Origin of the sequence: Acinetobacter haemolyticus CIP 64.3 = MTCC 9819, from assembly GCF_000369065.1 — a bacterium.
Classification (GTDB): Bacteria; Pseudomonadota; Gammaproteobacteria; order Pseudomonadales; family Moraxellaceae; genus Acinetobacter; species Acinetobacter haemolyticus.
This window is the reverse complement of the sequence record NZ_KB849806.1, coordinates 58,916-76,467: the sequence shown is the minus strand read 5'-3', so window position 1 is coordinate 76,467 and position 17,552 is coordinate 58,916. Positions and strand designations below refer to the sequence as shown.

General features: G+C 41.2%; 21 protein-coding genes and 1 pseudogene. 19 read left to right on the top strand and 3 right to left on the bottom strand.

Going from position 1 to position 17,552, the window contains the following annotated elements:
* The first annotated feature begins 355 nt into the window (after positions 1-355).
* The 5 genes and pseudogenes from F927_RS12235 to F927_RS16910 all read left to right on the top strand — a co-directional run.
* Positions 356-601: a GNAT family protein gene (locus tag F927_RS12235; protein ID WP_005085349.1), complete on the top strand. Its 246-nt coding sequence runs from the start codon at positions 356-358 to the stop codon at positions 599-601.
* 82 nt (positions 602-683) lie between these two features.
* Positions 684-1,067: a transposase gene (locus F927_RS12230; RefSeq protein ID WP_001055585.1), complete on the top strand. Its 384-nt coding sequence runs from the start codon at positions 684-686 to the stop codon at positions 1,065-1,067.
* Complete coding sequence (gene tnpB, locus F927_RS12225) at positions 1,064-1,399, top strand: IS66 family insertion sequence element accessory protein TnpB (RefSeq protein ID WP_000618091.1); 336 nt, start codon at positions 1,064-1,066, stop codon at positions 1,397-1,399. The genes F927_RS12230 and tnpB overlap by 4 nt, the downstream gene beginning before the upstream one ends.
* Before the next feature lie 74 nt (positions 1,400-1,473).
* The gene (locus F927_RS12220; RefSeq protein ID WP_005080579.1) at positions 1,474-3,057 is read left to right on the top strand and encodes an IS66-like element ISAba25 family transposase; all 1,584 of its coding nucleotides are present in this window, start codon (positions 1,474-1,476) and stop codon (positions 3,055-3,057) included.
* Between the two features lie 46 nt (positions 3,058-3,103).
* Positions 3,104-3,292, top strand: a pseudogene (locus F927_RS16910) (GNAT family N-acetyltransferase); the annotation flags it as partial.
* A 63-nt stretch (positions 3,293-3,355) separates the two neighbouring features.
* On the opposite strand, the gene F927_RS12215 reads toward F927_RS16910, so the two are convergent.
* Positions 3,356-3,946: a helix-turn-helix domain-containing protein gene (locus F927_RS12215; protein WP_005085348.1), complete on the bottom strand. Its 591-nt coding sequence runs from the start codon at positions 3,944-3,946 to the stop codon at positions 3,356-3,358.
* Positions 3,947-4,295: 349 nt separating this feature from the next.
* Between F927_RS12215 and arsC the strand changes: the two genes are divergently transcribed.
* The 10 genes from arsC (at position 4,296) to thpD (ending at position 11,679) form a co-directional block, all read left to right on the top strand.
* The gene (arsC, locus tag F927_RS12210; RefSeq protein WP_005085347.1) at positions 4,296-4,730 is read left to right on the top strand and encodes an arsenate reductase (glutaredoxin); all 435 of its coding nucleotides are present in this window, start codon (positions 4,296-4,298) and stop codon (positions 4,728-4,730) included.
* 58 nt (positions 4,731-4,788) lie between these two features.
* Positions 4,789-5,109, top strand: coding sequence for a metalloregulator ArsR/SmtB family transcription factor (locus tag F927_RS12205; protein ID WP_004637919.1), 321 nt, complete (start codon positions 4,789-4,791; stop codon positions 5,107-5,109).
* Between the two features lie 6 nt (positions 5,110-5,115).
* A complete protein-coding gene (locus tag F927_RS12200; protein ID WP_005085345.1) occupies positions 5,116-5,589 on the top strand; it encodes an arsenate reductase ArsC in 474 nt (157 codons plus the stop codon).
* A gap of 11 nt (positions 5,590-5,600) precedes the next feature.
* On the top strand, positions 5,601-6,647 hold the full coding sequence (gene arsB, locus F927_RS12195; protein ID WP_004637921.1) for an ACR3 family arsenite efflux transporter: 1,047 nt from the start codon (positions 5,601-5,603) through the stop codon (positions 6,645-6,647).
* Positions 6,634-7,353, top strand: coding sequence for an arsenical resistance protein ArsH (arsH, locus tag F927_RS12190; RefSeq protein WP_005085342.1), 720 nt, complete (start codon positions 6,634-6,636; stop codon positions 7,351-7,353). Before arsB ends, arsH begins: the two co-directional genes overlap by 14 nt.
* Before the next feature lie 503 nt (positions 7,354-7,856).
* Positions 7,857-8,291 carry a MarR family winged helix-turn-helix transcriptional regulator gene (locus F927_RS12185; RefSeq protein WP_004637923.1) on the top strand — a complete coding sequence of 145 codons (435 nt, stop codon included), beginning with the start codon at positions 7,857-7,859 and terminating at the stop codon, positions 8,289-8,291.
* A gap of 129 nt (positions 8,292-8,420) precedes the next feature.
* Positions 8,421-8,996 (top strand): diaminobutyrate acetyltransferase, encoded by a 576-nt coding sequence (gene ectA / locus F927_RS12180; protein ID WP_004637924.1) that lies wholly within the window; start codon positions 8,421-8,423, stop codon positions 8,994-8,996.
* Between the two features lie 45 nt (positions 8,997-9,041).
* A complete protein-coding gene (ectB, locus tag F927_RS12175; protein ID WP_005085340.1) occupies positions 9,042-10,361 on the top strand; it encodes a diaminobutyrate--2-oxoglutarate transaminase in 1,320 nt (439 codons plus the stop codon).
* On the top strand, positions 10,358-10,771 hold the full coding sequence (locus F927_RS12170; RefSeq protein WP_005085334.1) for an ectoine synthase: 414 nt from the start codon (positions 10,358-10,360) through the stop codon (positions 10,769-10,771). The genes ectB and F927_RS12170 overlap by 4 nt, the downstream gene beginning before the upstream one ends.
* A gap of 2 nt (positions 10,772-10,773) precedes the next feature.
* On the top strand, positions 10,774-11,679 hold the full coding sequence (thpD, locus tag F927_RS12165; protein ID WP_005085333.1) for an ectoine hydroxylase: 906 nt from the start codon (positions 10,774-10,776) through the stop codon (positions 11,677-11,679).
* Between the two features lie 44 nt (positions 11,680-11,723).
* Here thpD and F927_RS12160 read toward each other — a convergent pair whose 3' ends face one another.
* Complete coding sequence (locus tag F927_RS12160) at positions 11,724-12,911, bottom strand: MFS transporter (protein WP_005085332.1); 1,188 nt, start codon at positions 12,909-12,911, stop codon at positions 11,724-11,726.
* Between the two features lie 16 nt (positions 12,912-12,927).
* Entirely contained in the window at positions 12,928-13,347 is a 420-nt protein-coding gene (locus F927_RS12155; protein WP_005085329.1) for a RidA family protein, read from the bottom strand.
* Positions 13,348-13,418: 71 nt separating this feature from the next.
* Here F927_RS12155 and soxR point away from each other — a divergent pair, with 71 nt between their 5' ends.
* The 4 genes from soxR to F927_RS12135 all read left to right on the top strand — a co-directional run bounded on the left by soxR (position 13,419) and on the right by F927_RS12135 (position 17,541).
* Positions 13,419-13,916 (top strand): redox-sensitive transcriptional activator SoxR, encoded by a 498-nt coding sequence (soxR, locus tag F927_RS12150; RefSeq protein ID WP_005085327.1) that lies wholly within the window; start codon positions 13,419-13,421, stop codon positions 13,914-13,916.
* 692 nt (positions 13,917-14,608) lie between these two features.
* Complete coding sequence (locus F927_RS12145; RefSeq protein ID WP_005085324.1) at positions 14,609-15,736, top strand: Re/Si-specific NAD(P)(+) transhydrogenase subunit alpha; 1,128 nt, start codon at positions 14,609-14,611, stop codon at positions 15,734-15,736.
* Between the two features lie 11 nt (positions 15,737-15,747).
* The gene (locus F927_RS12140; RefSeq protein ID WP_004637935.1) at positions 15,748-16,071 is read left to right on the top strand and encodes a proton-translocating transhydrogenase family protein; all 324 of its coding nucleotides are present in this window, start codon (positions 15,748-15,750) and stop codon (positions 16,069-16,071) included.
* 3 nt (positions 16,072-16,074) lie between these two features.
* Positions 16,075-17,541 carry an NAD(P)(+) transhydrogenase (Re/Si-specific) subunit beta gene (locus F927_RS12135; RefSeq protein WP_004637936.1) on the top strand — a complete coding sequence of 489 codons (1,467 nt, stop codon included), beginning with the start codon at positions 16,075-16,077 and terminating at the stop codon, positions 17,539-17,541.
* Positions 17,542-17,552 lie beyond the last annotated feature (11 nt).

Here is a 17,552-nt window from a genome sequence, read left to right as displayed (position 1 = left end):
CGGAGGAAGAGGTCGAAAATGCTAGCCCGTGCTTGATCTTGCTGAATGATCAATGGGCTAATTGCGCGCAATATTAACATAAAAATAAAATCAGTACATTTGGCTGATCATGTCGCATTAAGAAAAGCAGATATACCTCACTTAGATTGATTGGCTGAGCAGAAGGAATTTTTATTGTGATAAGAAGTTCTTCCTGCATTTTAAAATCTATATGGAATGTGGTGCAGCAGGAAAGTAGATGAATAAAATTCACTATTGTAATTATTTATTCACTATAGTAAATTTAATGGCTGGTAATTATTCATTCTAGAGGAATTCTTCACCAAAATTTTAATTTGATAATGCGAGATACAATATGTTAAAGATTCGAATGTCACGTCCAGATGAGGGTGACCAAGTGGTTGCCATCTGGAAAAGTTCTGTTGATGCTACACATGATTTTCTTACTCCAAATGATCGTATAGAAATTGAAAAAGAAGTGGTTGGCTTTTTTTCAGAAACACCTGTGTGGGTTGCGGTTAATGTTGATGACCAAGCATTAGGTTTTATGTTCTTACATGATGGACATATGGAAGCATTGTTTATTGATGCTGCTGCGTAAGCATCCGGCTAACACAGCCTTACCAAGCGATCCTATAAGCCTTAATTTAGTTCCCACCTAAAAACAAGTGGGGACTTAATCCATGAACATGGATATATATTCAGCAACACCTCCTGTTGCTAAAAAACGCCGAAAATACAGCAAAGAATTCAAACTCAGTATTGTCAATGCCTGCAAAAATCCTAATACCTCGATCGCTTCGGTCGCACTGCAACATAGTATTAATGCCAACCTTGTCAGTCGTTGGATCAGGATCTTCAGCCATCATGAGGGTGCCGTGCAGGATCCTACTCATGTGAATCCAGCATTTATTGCTTTGCCTTACACTGCTGCAATCAGCCAACCTATTGATGAGAGGATCACGTTGTGTATCACCGTGCCTCATACGAATAATGATATTCAGCTAAAATGGCAGACATCAGAAATACCTGCCTTGGCAGAATTACTCAAGGCACTTGCAACATGATCCGCATTGATGAAATCTGGTTGTCTACTCAGCCCATGGACATGCGTGCAGGTATGGATACGACCATGGCTCAGGTGGTGAGAGCCTTTGGCTACATCAAACCGCATTGTGCTTACCTGTTCTGTAATAAACGTGGCCATCGCATGAAAGTGCTGGTACATGATGGATTGGGCATCTGGCTGTGTGCCCGGCGGCTGGAACAGGGCAAATTTCACTGGGCTCAAGTTCACCAAGGTGAAACCGTGGCCCTCAGCCCGGAACAGTTACAGGCACTGATCCAAGGTTTGCCCTGGCAGCGCATTGGACGACAGCAGGTGGTGACGATGCTTTAAACCAGGCTCGACCATTCTGCTATTCTCCAAACGTTCTATTTCATTCTTCTCATGACCTCAGGCATACTGCGGTCATGAATACGCTGCCTGACTTAAGCCAACTGACCCATGAACAACTGCTGGAATTCACCAGGCAGTTGGCGCTGCAGCATCAGTCTCTAGCACAATCAAACCAACAATTGGATGCCAAAGTTCAACATCTTTCTATTCTCAATCAAAAATACGAGCATGAACTGGCGCTGTTTAAAAAGCACAAATTCGCCCAAAAGAATGAACACTTAACGGCAAAACAAATCCATCTGTGGGATGAAGCGGTTGAAGAAGATATTGCCGCGGTTGATCTAGAACTGGAACGGCTAAATGCAGATAAAACCAATGCAGCGACACAGAAAGCCAAAACCAATAAACCTAAACGTCGACCACTGCCAGATCATCTACACACCATCCGTATTGAGCATGAACCTGCATCAACCCAATGTGCTTGTGGCTGCCAACTCCGTCGTATCGGCGAAGATGTCAGTGAAAAACTGCATTTCAGACCGGCACAGTTCTATAAGGAACAGCATGTGCGTGGTAAATGGGTCTGTGATCAGTGTGACACTCTAACTCAGCAAGCGATGCCCGCCTATGTGATTGATAAAGGCATTGCTTCACCTGAATTGCTCAGCCATGTGCTGGTATCGAAGTATGCCGATCATTTGCCGCTGTACCGTCAGCGTCTGATCTATCAGCGGGCTGGAATTGAACTGTCCAGATCCACTTTATCTGACTGGATAGGTCGCTGCGGTGTAGAACTGGAACCTCTGGCCAATGCCTTAAAAGAGGTGGTGCTGCAACAGCGGGTGCTGCATGCAGATGAAACACCGGTCACCATCATGCGGATGGGTGAGAATAATAAAAAACCGAAGAAAGGTTATGTCTGGGCCTATGCCACCACACAGTATAATCCAGTTCAGGCGGTGATCTATGACTTTCAGGATAGTCGTTCAGGCCAGCATGCTGAAGAGTTCTTGAAAGGCTGGCAGGGCTATCTAGTCTGTGATGATTACAGTGGTTATAAAGCACGTTTTAAATCAGGCCAGGTGATTGAGGTGGGGTGCATGGCCCATGCACGTCGTAAATTCCATGAACTGCATGTAACTGGGAAAAGTCAGGTTGCTGAACAGGCCTTAGTGCTGATTCAGAAACTGTATGCGATAGAAGCAGAACTCAGGAAAAAGACCGATGGTACAGCGGAAGACCGCCGCGAATACCGACAACAGCATAGTCAACCAGTGATGCAACAACTATATGAATGGCTCAACCAACATCATCTGACAGTGCCATCGAGTTCTCCCACCGCCAAGGCTATCAATTACACTCTGAAGCGTTGGCCAGCCTTAAGCCGCTATCTGGATGATGGCAATCTACCGATATGCAACAATTGGGTAGAGAATCAGATGCGTCCCTGGGCGTTGGGACGCAAGAACTGGCTGTTTGCAGGTTCGCTGCGCAGTGGTCAGCGAGCGGCAAACATCATGACTTTAATCCAGTCAGCAAAGCTGAATGGCTTGGATCCGTATGCCTATTTAAGTGATGTGCTGAAAAGGTTACCGACACACAAAGTGACCCAAATTGAAGAATTGCTGCCGCACTGCTGGAAACCTAAATCGAATTAAAAAATAGGTATGGGATTCAGCGGACGCTTACGCTGCTGCTAGAGGATTAGGTGTTGGAAAAGCACTTTTATTACATGCATTAACTATCTATCCAAACTTAACCATTGATGTGAATGAACAGAATCAGCAAGCAGTTGGTTTTTATCAACATATGGGCTTTCAAGTTACTGGTCACTCACCAGTAGATAGTCAAGGTAGAGCTTATCCGTTGTTGCACTTAAGCATAGCCTCTTAAACTAAAGTTGTTGTGCGATTTTTAGTAGCAAAGTCTCAAGCTAAGAGGAATTGGATTTTAGTTCTAAGACTTCTTCTGACCAAACGCAACGATATAAACACACGGTAGCTGATGATCTGGATTGCTTAGTTTACAGTCGGCAGGAGCCGTAAGCGCAATACAATCCCCAGTTTCTAAATGAAATAACTGAGCGTCAATTTGAATATCAAGTTGCCCACTTAAAAGCCAGATGGTTTGTCCATTGAGATTTTCATATGCATTTGCTGGCATAAAAAACTCACTTGATGAAGGAATTTCAATTTTAATCAATTCTGGATTTGCTCCAGCAGGAGAGATTGACCATCGTGTAATACCAAGTTGGTTGTCTGTCCAATGCTGTTGCTGTTGTTTCTTAGAAAGAAGAACGCTGGTATTTTGGCTTAGTTCGGCTTCCGCAAAAAGCTTAGATAAGGTGATGCCGAGAGCATTTACTAAGCGACCAAGTATTGCCGCACTTGGACTAGAAGCACCTCGTTCGACTTTACTGATCATGGCTTGGCTTACGCCAGAATATTCTGCTAATTCAGCGACAGTCCAGCCTTTGCTCTTTCTCTGTTTTAGTAATAGTCGAGCGATTTCAGCATCAAGTACTTGCGTCTCAGCTTGTTCAACCATTATAGAAACCTTTCATTTTCACACATGGGTATTATGCGATAGAAATTAAATATTGTTGTATAAAATCAGCATTGTATTTTCTATTCAATATGATCCATTTACCTCCGTAATATTTTACATCGCTAAAACAGCTGTAAACACCTAAGCGATATCTTCGGATGTGGCTGTGTAGCACAACTTACCTCTAAAGGCTTATCCAAGTTGTAACTTAAATCTGAATGGTTTGGGTAAAGCTTAACTTTTGAATATTTTTGCAACAATGCCACATAAAAATAAAGATCGTACATATTGTTTATATATGCTAATTCGTATATAAAGATATAAGAATATAAACCTTGGATGAATCCAAATGACAGCTTCTTTAGATGTAACGATTTACCATAACCCTGCTTGTGGGACGTCTAGAAATACTTTGGCTTTGATCCGCAATACGGGGATCGAACCAACGGTAATCGAATATCTGGTAACACCACCTACAAGAGAGAAGTTGATTCAACTGATCGCTGATGCTGGTTTATCTGTAAGGGACGCAATGCGTAAAAATGTCGATCCATATCGTGATTTGGCGCTGGAGCGTGAGGATTGGAGCGATAATGAGCTTATTAATTTTATGCTTGAACATCCGATTTTGATTAATCGTCCTTTTGTTGTGACGGCATTGGGTACACGCTTAAGCCGCCCATCTGAAGTAGTTTTAGATATTTTGCCATTGCCACAAAAAGGCGCTTTTATCAAAGAAGATGGTGAGCAAGTTATTGATGAAAATGGGCAAAGAGTAAATTAAATATTTAGTTTTTATATGTGATTATCTGCATATTCAAATATGAGGTTTAGAGGTGGATATGGATCAAGTCAATTTTTTTAAATGTTTATCGGACGAAACTCGTCTCAATATCGTCACCTTAGTCGTAGAAAATAAAGAATTGTGTGTATGTGATCTCACTGAAAAATTACAACTGAGCCAACCAAAGATTTCTAGACATTTGGCTTTATTGCGTTCTTCAGGGTTATTGCAAGACAGACGACAGAGCCAATGGGTGTATTACAGTATTAATCCACAATTGCCCGATTGGTGTCATAACATCTTGAAAATATTAAGCACCACATCAGTGGGTAATCTTTCAACATTAGCGACGCTATCAACACAAAGTTATTGTGAGTAAAACATTATGAAATTTCTTTTTTTATGTACAGGTAACAGCTGTCGTAGCATTTTGTCAGAAGTGCTTTTTAATCATCGTGCGCCAGTGGGGTGGAAGGCTTATAGTGCGGGCAGTAAGCCTTCAGGACAAGTGCATCCATTGACTATTGAAACCTTACAAAGTTTAGGGCTTGAAACGGATGGGCTTTGGAGTAAGACCATCGATGATTGTGAGCAATACCAACCTGATGTGGTGATTACAGTTTGTGATTCGGCGGCACAAGAAGCATGTCCGCTTTATCTAGGCGGTGCAATCAAGGCGCATTGGGGCTTGGCGGATCCTTCACATTTAGAATTACCTAAAGATGAAAAGCTCAAAGCTTTCCAAGAGACCGTTGATCATATTAATCGCCGTCTTGATGCGCTATTTGCACATGATCTTAGCAATATGACACGTCCAGAAAAAATTGCTGCGATTAATCAAATCTCACAGATCGACTAACTGGATTAAACATGGCTAAATCAGGATTGTCCTTTTTAGATCGTAATCTCACCCTCTGGATTTTTCTGGCAATGGGGCTTGGGGTGGCGATCGGTGTATTTTTCCCGCAAGTTTCTGTCGGTTTGAACCAAATGAGTGTGGATTCCGTCAATATCCCAATTGCGATTGGATTGATTTTGATGATGTATCCGCCTTTGGCTAAAGTAGATTATGCAACCTTGCCAGAAGTATTTAAAGATAAAAAAACCTTGGTTTTATCTTTGGTACAGAATTGGTTGATTGCACCGATCCTCATGTTTTTACTAGCGATCATCTTTTTGCATAGCTATCCAGAGTATATGACTGGTTTGATTCTGATTGGACTAGCACGTTGTATTGCAATGGTATTGGTTTGGAATGGACTTGCTTGCGGCGATAATCAATATGTTGCGGCTTTGGTCGCATTCAATAGTATTTTCCAGATCTTATTTTTCAGTACTTATGCATGGTTATTTTTAACTGTTTTACCCCCTTACTTTGGGGTTGCAGGGCAGGTTATTGACGTTGACTTCTGGACGATTACACATGCCGTATTGGTTTATCTTGGCATTCCATTTTTACTTGGCTTTTTGACACGATTGACTTTGGTTAAATCGCGAGGGTTAGATTGGTATCAAAATACATTCTTGCCTAAGATCAGCCCTTTAAGTTTGCTTGCATTATTGTTCACTATTGTGGCGATGTTTAGTCTCAAAGGTAGTGATGTTGTGAGCTTACCTTTAGATGTGATTCGTATTGCAATTCCATTGACGATTTATTTTGTCTTAATGTTTTTTATCAGCTTCTTTATGAGTAAAGCAATGGGGAATAATTATCCTCGAACTACGGCTATCTCATTTACGGCGGCTGGTAATAATTTTGAGTTGGCATTGGCTGTGGCGATTGCGACGTTTGGTTTAGCTTCTCCAGTTGCATTTACGACTGTAATCGGTCCGTTGGTAGAGGTTCCTGTATTAATTGCACTGGTGAGTGTTTCACTGTGGTTAAAGAAGAAGTATTTTCCCAATGAACGAATTTGATGTTGATGTTGCAAATATCGAAATTGAACTGTTAGCTAAGCCTGAATTTAAACAGATTCAGGCGGTAGAGTTGGAACATCCACCTCGTATTCTATTGTTATATGGTTCAAATCGTGAACGCTCTTATAGTCGTTTAGCGGTGATGGAGGCAGGACGCATTTTGCAATATTTGGGTGCTGAGGTGAGAATTTTCCATCCAAAAGGTTTACCTCTACCTGAAGATGCTGATATGGAGCACCCAAAGGTCAAAGAATTACATGAGTTATTGGCATGGTCAGAGGGAATGGTATGGTGTTCACCTGAACGTCATGGTTCGATGAGTTCAATTTTTAAATCACAGATTGATTGGATTCCGCTTGCGGGTGGTGCGATTCGTGCTACGCAAGGTAAAACCTTGGCATTGATGCAAGTCAGTGGTGGTTCGCAATCCTTTAATAGTGTTAATCAAATGCGTATTTTGGGGCGTTGGATGCGGATGATCACGATTCCAAACCAGTCTTCGATTCCTAAAGCATTTTTAGAGTTTGATGAGGATGGTCGCATGAAGCCTTCGTCTTACTATGATCGTATTGTTGATGTGATGGAAGAGTTGTTTAAATTTACCTTGCTCACACGTGGACAAAGTAAGTACTTCACAGATCGTTATTCGGAGCGAAAGGAGTCAGCGGAAGAGTTGTCTAAGCGAGTCAATCAACGCTCAATTTGAAGTGCTTGTTAATCTCTGAATGAACTGAGAAATGCATGAAAAATCACTTTTATTTGTGTGGCTTTAACGTTTTTAGATGATTCAATCACCTATGATTTACCGCTGGTTGAGATTAAAAGTTTGATGCGGTTTGCAGATCGGACAAGTAAATCACGATTATGTGATAAAGCTAGAAATGGTCGATATTTGTTCGTAAATATCGACCATCGTTATTTTTATGATTTTACATAAAATTACATGATTTTTAATTTCTTGATTAATAAGTGATTTATTTGTTTATTCTGAATAAAATAGTTCTTGTTGAAACTATTTGAGATCAATTGATTTGAAGAAGAAATATTCACTACCTATAATGATTTCTACTCAAGGTATCAGAGATCAAATGTATTTGGAGTGATGATTAAGGCGAATAGATAGAACACGAATGTTTTTCTGAAAATACAGACAACATCATGTACAACGTACTACAATAGTGTGTTTAGCTTTTTTTGTGCGTGATTAAGATGGATGATGCTGTTCGTGTTTTACAAAGTGTTCGGCGGATTGAACAATGTGTGGAGTTATACTCCAAACGGTTGTCTCAACTTCACCAGATTACAACGCCGCAATTAGTTGCCCTTATGACCATCGCAAAAATGGGTCCATGTAGTATGTCTACGATCGGTAAAGCCATTTTTGTGAGTCCAAGTACAGTTGTTGGAATTGTTGATCGTCTAGAAGAAAAGGGCTTGGTATTACGAATGCGAGATACACAAGACCGTCGCCATGTACATGTGAGCTTAACTTCAAAAGGCGAACAACTCTTAGATCAATCACCATCTGCGTTACCTGAAGGTTTTTCACTGGCTTTACAAGCTTTAACGGATGATGAGCGGCAACGTCTTGTGATTTCATTAGAGCAGTTTGCCCAGTTGCTTGAGGCAAAAGTACCGAATTAAAGTCAGTACAAAATTTTTAACAGGTAATAAAGATTATAAGTTTGATTGTGTTCAATGACTAATGTCTCATGATTCTGATGCCACTACTAACTTGAGTATGCCGAGTATGGAAATACAAAAGGAGATAGCGTGGAAGCTTTATCAAGACAGTCAATTCGTTTGACCAAATCATCAATTATTCATCAACTGAATCAGTGTCGAGTTCGTAATTTTCAACCCCAAGATGTACGTGAAGTGCATGCGTTGATTCAGTCTTGTCCATCTTTGGATCTTAATTCATTGTATGCATACGCATTACTTGCCGAGCATCATACCGATACCTGTTTTGTTGCCTATGATCATAAAGATCAGATCTGTGGTGCGGTGACAGGCTATGTTTGTCCAGAAGACCCCAACACCTATTTCTTGTGGCAGATCGCAGTATCGCCCAGTGAGCAAGGAAAAGGAATTGGCTCCTTGCTCCTTGATCAAGTAAAAGAACAATGTTTAGCATCCCGACAATTAGAATTTTTAAAAACAACAATTTCTCCAAGTAACAAAGCCTCTCAAAATCTTTTCCGAAGTTTCGCTGAACGATTTGACGTTGATTGCAAAGTCAGTCCTTTTTTGTCAAAACAAGCACTTCAACCGATTCAGCCTGAACCTTTTGATACCCAACACGAACCAGAAGATCTGTACACCATTGGTCTTTGGAAATGGGATTGAGCGACTTTTTAAGTCTTTTAATTTTTTAACTACTTGGAGTTATTCATGAATATTTTCAGTCGATTGGAGTCTGAAGTCCGCGGCTATATCCATTCTTTCCCCACTGTATTTAAAACCGCAAAAAATGCAGTATTAGTGGATGAAATGGATCGTGCTTATATCGACTTTCTCGCAGGGGCAGGCACATTAAATTATGGACATAACCATCCTGTGCTGAAGCAGGCTGCAATTGATTATCTGGTACAAGATGGAATTGTGCATGGTTTGGATATGGCAACTTCTGCAAAGAAGGCGTTTATTGAAAACTTTGAACAATATATTTTGAAGCCGCGTCGTCTGAATTATAAGTTGCAATTTACAGGCCCAACGGGAACCAATGCTGTGGAAGCGGCGATTAAGTTGGCGCGAAATGTGACCAAACGTCATAATGTTATTGCGTTTACCAATGGTTTTCATGGGGTGAGTTTGGGTGCACTGGCACTCACAGGTAATCAAAAGTTTCGTGAAGCAGCAGGCGTTGCTTTGGGAAATGTCCATCATGCAGCTTACGCAGGTTATTTCGGTCCAGATGTTGATACGATCGACATGCTTAATAAATTATTGACGGATCGAAGCAGTGGTGTGGATTTGCCTGCTGCAATTATTGTGGAGTGTGTGCAAGGTGAAGGTGGCTTAAATACGGCCAGCATTGATTGGTTAAAGCGTCTTTCTGCACTATGTAAGCAACATAACATTTTATTGATTGTAGACGATATTCAGGCAGGTTGCGGTCGTTCGGGGCATTTCTTTAGTTTTGAAACTGCTGAGATTAATCCCGATATCGTGACTCTATCAAAGTCTTTATCTGGTTTTGGTTTGCCGATGTCGTTGGTGTTGTTTAAGCCAGAATTGGATATTTGGCGTCCGGGACAGCACAATGGCACGTTCCGAGGACATAATCTCGCATTTGTGACGGCAACTAAGGCAATACAACATTTTTGGGCTGATCAAAAATTCCAAACTGAACTTGTAGAAAAATCAGCTTTGGTTCATCGCCGTTTACAAGAGATCGTGCAAAAATTTCCGACTGCGGAATTGACTCATCGTGGTCGTGGTCTGATGCAAGGACTTGCATTTAAAAATCCAGATTGGGCTGATGAAGTCACTACACATGCATTTCAGCTCGGTCTTGTGATTGAAACCTCTGGCAGTCGGGGAGAGGTTGTGAAATTACTACCCCCATTAACCATTGAAAATCAAACTTTAGAGCAAGGTATTGATTTGCTTGAACAAGCGATTAAACACGTGGTTCAAGCCTATTCTCCTTCTCATTCATCTCAACATAAAACCAAATCTAATGCAAAAGTACAGGGAGTTGTTTCATGATCGTTCGTCAACTACAAGATATCTTAAATACTGAGCGTGATGTGCAAACAGAAACTTGGGCAAGTCGCCGCTTATTATTACAAGATGATGGTATGGGCTTTTCGATGCATGAAACCACCATTTTTGCAGGTACAGAAACGCATATTTGGTATAAGAACCATTTAGAAGCTGTGTATTGTGTCAAAGGTGAAGGAGAGGTTGAACTGATCCCATCAGGTGAGGTGTATAAAATCACACCTGGAACACTATATGCGCTTGATAAGCATGACAATCACTATCTGCGTGCTAAAACTGATTTAGTTTTAGTCTGTACCTTCAATCCTGCATTGGTCGGGAATGAAGTGCATGATAAGGATGGTGTCTATGCAACACCTGCACAAATGATGAAGCAGACGGAGGAGGAGGCTTAAATATGCAAATGAGCAATCCTTATCTGACACGAAGAAGTGATGCGGCAGCTATTATTTCTCGTGCAGATCCCGTCGTTTATGATTCGATTCTGGTTGAAGGGGCAACAGCACAACAAAAGCAAGATTATGCAACCAATGGTTTTTTGCAAATAGATGATTTGTTTAGCACAGATGAGGTCAAATATCTGCTGGACGAGTTACATCAAATGCGTCATGCATATGCGATGCAGCAAAGACCAGAAGCAATTATTGAGCGTGAAAGTCAGGAAGTCCGTTCTATTTTTAATGTCCACCGACTCAATGAAGTGTTTAAAAACTTGGTCTCAGATGAGCGTGTTTTAAACATTGCTCGGTCATTATTGGGCAGTGAAGTGTATATACACCAATCACGGATTAACTATAAACCTGGACTACATGGCAAAGAGTTTTTTTGGCATTCTGATTTTGAAACATGGCATAGTGAAGATGGTATGCCGAGAATGCGTGCGCTCAGTTGTTCGATTTTATTGACTGACAATAATGAGCATAATGGGCCTTTGCTAGTGATTCCGGGATCACATCAACATTATATTTCTTGCCAAGGTGAGACGCCGGATGAGCACTATAAAAAGTCACTGAAAAAGCAAGAATACGGTGTTCCTGACGGAAGTCTACTGCGTTATTTAGCGGATATGGGCGGTATTCATTCTTGTACTGGACGTGCGGGTAGTGTTGTATTTTTTGATTGTAATTTGATGCATGGTTCAAACAGCAATATTACACCGTTTTCTCGAAGTAATATTTTCTTTGTTTACAATAGTATCGACAACCAATTGCAACAACCTCTTGGGGGGCTCCAACCTCGACCTGAGTTTGTTGCAGCGCGAGAAGATATTGCGCCGATAAAAACCAAAAATCTCATCTTATAAAACATTAAGCCAAGAAGAGTATTGATTCTTCTTGGCTTATGACTTTATGCTTGAATACTTTGAGCGGAAATACGATTATCCAAAAAGCTAAACAACATACACGCAAACACTAAACAGATTCCAACCAAACACGTCATGCTCCACCCGCCGTGATTCCACGAAAAAATCCCTAAGGCTGAACCACACGCACCTCCAGTAAAATATGCCGTCATATAGATCGCATTAATCCGAGATTTGGCATCAGGACGTAAACGGAAAATAATGCTCTGATTGCTGGTATGGACAAGGGCTAAAGCGAGCTGAATTAATGCAAAGCCAAGGATGTAACTCAATAAATAAATCTGTCCGAAATAGAAACAGATCCAACTAATGATAAATAAGCCACAGCCTATCCATGTCAATTGTTTGGTATAGCCTTGATCTGCATATTTACCAATATATTGTGTAGATAAGGCGCCAAAGATACCAACTAATCCGACCATCCCGATCATAAGGTCTGGAAGATGGTGTGCGGCTGTGAGTAATAATGCAATAGTGGAAAATAAGATACTAACAGCGGCAAAGGCAAAAGCGCCTGAAAGTGCACGTAAGACTAAACGCTTTTCTTGTTTGAGCAGTTGTCCCATTGAAACAAAGACTTGCCCATAATTCAGTTTCATGCGCATTACATAAGGGAGACGGCTTTTTAAAGCATATGCAAGGATAAGCATTAAAATACCGCTAACAACGTAGATCATTTTCCAGTGGAATAAATTAGAAAATAATCCTGCCAAACTGGTCGACAGTAAAATCCCAACCAATAACCCACTCATCAAAAATCCGACCACTTCACCTGTCTTTTCAGGATTGACGGTCATTGTCGCCAGTGGAATCAGGATTTGTGCTGCAACGGAGAACATCCCAGCCATAATCGTACCAAGCCATAGCATGGGTAAATTGACCGAAAAGGCACTCACGAATAAACCGAGCGCACATAAACACATTAATAGTGGAATGAACTTGGTTTTGTTGACGACATCGCCCATAGGTACAATAAAAAGCAAGCCCAAAGCATAAGACACTTGAGCAAAAGTAACGGTGAGCGCTGCTTGGCCCTCCGTCACTGGAAAATATTGTTGAATAGAGTGAATCAGAGGCTGACTATAATAGTTAGCGCCCGCACATAAACCACATGCAGTCGCCATAAACCATAGCAGGGCCTTATTTTGACTAATATCTTGAGGTGCAGACATGATTCTCTCGATCTGGTTATGCGATATATGCTGTTGCTTCAACTTCGATCAGCATGCCTTTCAATGCTAAACATGGCACAGGTATAAGCGTGCACACAGGGTATGGATGATCTTTCCATAAGCGTTGCATGATTTGTGTGAAGCTGTGAAGTTTATCCTCATTATGATTGACAACGAGGACACGTAAAACAGCAATATCTTGAAGTTTGGCTTGTGCCGATGCTAAAGCGTATTGGATATTATAAAAGACTTGTTGTACCTGTTGGTCAAAATCTTGTGAAAGTTCACCATTTTTATTCTCGCCACCTTGTCCTGCAATATGAATAGTTCGCATATTGGGTTGAATCACGGTGACATGGCTATACCCATTGCTGATCGGGTCGTATAGCTCACTTGGATTGATCATTTTAAAGGCTGGTGGGTTAATAAGATTCATAGCAAGATTCCATAAAGAAAACGAAGTTATGCTAGTATCAAAGCTCAAGTTAACTAGAGGTCAAGTAAATTTTGAAATCACAACAATTACAAACTTGGCTCAGTATTGGGGAGTTGGCAAAACGGAGTGGTGTGAGTGTCCCGACGATTCGCTTTTATGAAGAAAAAGAATTGATTTGGGGGCTGAGAACGACTGGAAATCAGCGTCGCTATCAACGGGCAATGTTACGACGGATTGCAATTATTAAAGCAGCGCAGCAAGTTGGAATTAGCTTAAAACAAATCAAAGAGACATTTGCGACCTTACCTAAGCAACAGATCGCAAGTAAAAAGGACTGGCAGACCATGTCACAACAATGGCAAGGACAGCTTGATCAGCAAATTATGATGTTATTGCAATTACGCCAGCAGTTGGATCAGTGTATTGGTTGTGGTTGCTTGTCTTTGGAACAATGTCCATTGCGAAATCCAGATGATTGCTTAGCAGAGCAAGCAATGGGTGCTCATTTTCAGGAAATTTTATTTTTATTGAATCAAAAAGACTTAGCAGACAGAGGATCTGTTGAATAAATGCACCAATATTGTGCAATAAGATCAAATTGTCTGGCAAAACCGTCATAAATATCACTCGAAAAAATGCTGAATTGGTTTTTTACATTTCTTTTTGCTGCATTTTGAGGGTCTGTTGGAAAGATTAAACCTAAATACAGAGAAAATAATTGAGTTTTCAATAGTTATAAATTTACGTACAGTGAAAAATCAGTAAAACAAGTCGCCGAAAAGACCAATAAAAGTTCAAATAAGCCAATCCCACTACGAAATTGCATGATTATGATGCCAAATCAAGTCCTCAATTTGTAAAGCTTGTAAATCATCATATGGATATATCAATCATGTGCATTTGGTGCTCTGATGGTGAGCTTAAAAGGAAAGAGGCGAATAAATACTATAGAGTTTGGTTGGTGATCATGTTTTAAAACATGCGTAATGTAAGCCAGCTTTATTGACTTGAAGACAAGTGATTTGAATAAAAAACTTATCTCAATCAGCATTTGCTTTATCAAAAGTCAAACGTGCTGAGCATACAAGTTTTAAATTCGAATGTGAATCATCAGTTCAAAATATAGGTATTTATTAAATAAATATTGGGTGGAATTTTAAAAAAGTTCCATTAAAATCCAAAATCTCTACAAAGAATACTCCTGGGGGAAACATTGCGAGTCGCGATGTTTACTTAAGAAAAACTAGCTTGAGGAACGCTCATGCAGATCGGAATCCCAACCGAAACTGTCGCAGGTGAAAGTCGTGTAGCTGCTACACCAGAGACAGTTAAGAAGTTGATTAACGCAGGTCATAGTATTGTCATTGAACGTGGTGCTGGTGTTAAAGCAGCCTATATTGACAGTGCTTATGAACAAGTTGGCGCAACCATTACGGACGATGCATATACAGGTAGCCAAATTATTTTGAAGGTACGTGCTCCGAAAGGTGACGAAATTCAAAAACTTGCGGCTAATACCACTGTAGTAGCAATGTTTGACCCTTACCGCAATCCAGAATTAGATCAGTTTGCTACACAGCAAGTGTCTGCTTTTGCTTTGGAATTACTTCCACGTACACTTTCACGTGCACAAAACATGGATGTACTTTCTTCTCAAGCAAACTTGGCAGGTTATAAATCTGTATTGTTGGCAGCGGCTGAATATCAGCGCATGTTCCCAATGTTAATGACAGCTGCGGGTACCGTAAAACCTGCGCGTGTTGTGATCATGGGGGTTGGTGTTGCGGGTCTACAAGCGATTGCGACTGCAAAACGTTTAGGTGCAGTGGTAGAAGCAACTGACTTACGTCCGACAGCAAAAGAGCAGGTTGAGTCTTTAGGCGGTAAATGGTTAGACGTACCAATGTCCGATGAAGAAAAACAACGTGCTGCTGAAGCTGCGAAAAGCGGATATGGTTGGCAGCCTGGTGAGCAATACATCAAAGATCAAGCTGCGATCGTAGATAAAGCTGTATCAAATGCTGACATCGTAATCACGACTGCATTAATTCCAGGTCGTAATGCACCACGTCTGATCAAAGCTGAAACCGTTGCCAAAATGAAACCAGGTTCAGTCATCTTAGATATGGCGGTTGAAACTGGCGGTAACGTTGAAGGTTCGAAAGAAGGCGAAACTGTTGTTACTGAAAATGGCGTGAAAATTTTGGGTATTCCAAACATTCCAGGCACAGTTGCGACAGAGGCATCTGCATTGTATGCACGTAACGTATTCAACTTCCTTGAAACATTGTTTGATAAAGAAAAAGGCTTTGCGATCAATCAAGAAGATGAAATCCAAAAAGCGTTACTCGTGACACATGGCGGTCAAGTACTGCTCAAGCGTGGTTAAGGAGATTTCTCATGGTTGAAACGATTACAATTTTCGTCCTTGCCATCTTCGTAGGTTATTACGTTGTTTGGGGTGTAACGCCTGCGTTACATACACCACTTATGGCCGTAACGAATGCTTTGTCTTCAATTATTGTTGTTGGTGCAATGATTCAAACAGTTGGTTTGCCATTTCTTGGTGTTGAAGGTTCTGTGCATTTTCAGACCATCAACCCGATTAGTATTTTAGGTGCAATCGCTGTATTCCTTGCAAGCATTAACATTTTTGGTGGTTTTGCGGTAACAGCTCGTATGCTGGAAATGTTTAAACCAAAGCAAAAGAAAAAAGAGGGCTAAGCGATGGAATTTATTCGAGATTATGCGGATTGGTTCTACCTAGTAGGTGCTGTCCTCTTTATCCTAACTTTACGTGGTTTGTCTGGTCCTAAGACTGCAATTGCAGGTAGCCGCTACGGGATGGTTGCCATGGCAATCGCCGTATTGACAACATTCTTCGTTGCTGAAGGTCCAGTGGTATGGATGATCGGTGTTGCAATGGCTGCTGGTGCGGTAATCGGTATCGCTAAAGCACGTGCAGTTCCTATGACACAAATGCCAGAAATGGTTGCATTGATGCACTCTTTGGTTGGTTTGGCTGCAGTATTGATTGCAATCGCAACCGTATTAAAAGCTGCACACTTCGGTCAATACGATGCAGAACAGCTTGTATTGGTGAACGATGCAATGGTGGCACAAGGTCACTCAGCTTTTGTTGGTTTTAGTAGTACTTATCGCTTTGAATTATTTGTAGGTTGTTTCATTGGTGCGATTACCTTTACTGCATCGGTATTTGCTTACGGTAAATTGGCTGCGAAGAAATGGGCTAAAACAATCTCTGGTGCATGGGTAAAACCTGTTCAAGCTGCATTATTTATTGCAATGCTTGTATTTGGTGGTATCTACTTCGCAACTGATAGCTTAACAGCATTCTATATCATGACACTATTTGCACTGGCATTTGGTTGGATGTGGATTGCACCAGTAGGTGGTGGTGATATGCCAGTTGTGGTATCACTCTTGAACTCATTCTCTGGTTGGGCTGCCGCAGGTATTGGTTTCACACTTGAAAATAACATGTTGATCGTTGCGGGTTCACTTGTAGGTTCTTCTGGTGCGATTCTGTCTTACATCATGTGTAAAGCAATGAACCGTTCGATCATCAATGTATTGTTTGGTGGTGCGATGGGTGGTACTGCGGTTGCTGCTGACAAAGGTGAGCAAGTACAACGTAACTATCGTTCAGGTTCTGCGGATGATGCTGGCTTCTTGATGTCAAATGCTGATAGCGTTGTGATTGTACCGGGTTACGGTATGGCGCAAGGCCGTGCACAAAATGCGGTAAAAGAGCTGTGTGAAATCTTAAAAGAGCAAGGCGTGAAAGTACGTTTTGCGATTCACCCAGTTGCTGGTCGTATGCCTGGTCACATGAACGTATTGTTAGCTGAAGCTGATGTTGCATATGAAGACATTTTAGAAATGGATGAAATCAACTCTGACTTCCCAGCAACTGACGTTGTACTTGTAATCGGTGCAAATGACGTTGTAAACCCAGCTGCGAAAGATGATCCAAGCTCGCCAATTTATGGTATGCCGATCCTTGAAGCACACAAAGCTCGTACGATCATGGTGATCAAGCGTTCTATGGCAACAGGTTATGCTGGTCTAGACAACGACTTGTTCTACAATGAAAAAACCATGATGGTCTTTGGTGATGCGAAGAAAGTTGTTGAAGACATGACGAAAGCAATCAATGGTGGTGGTCACTAATCTGACCTCAT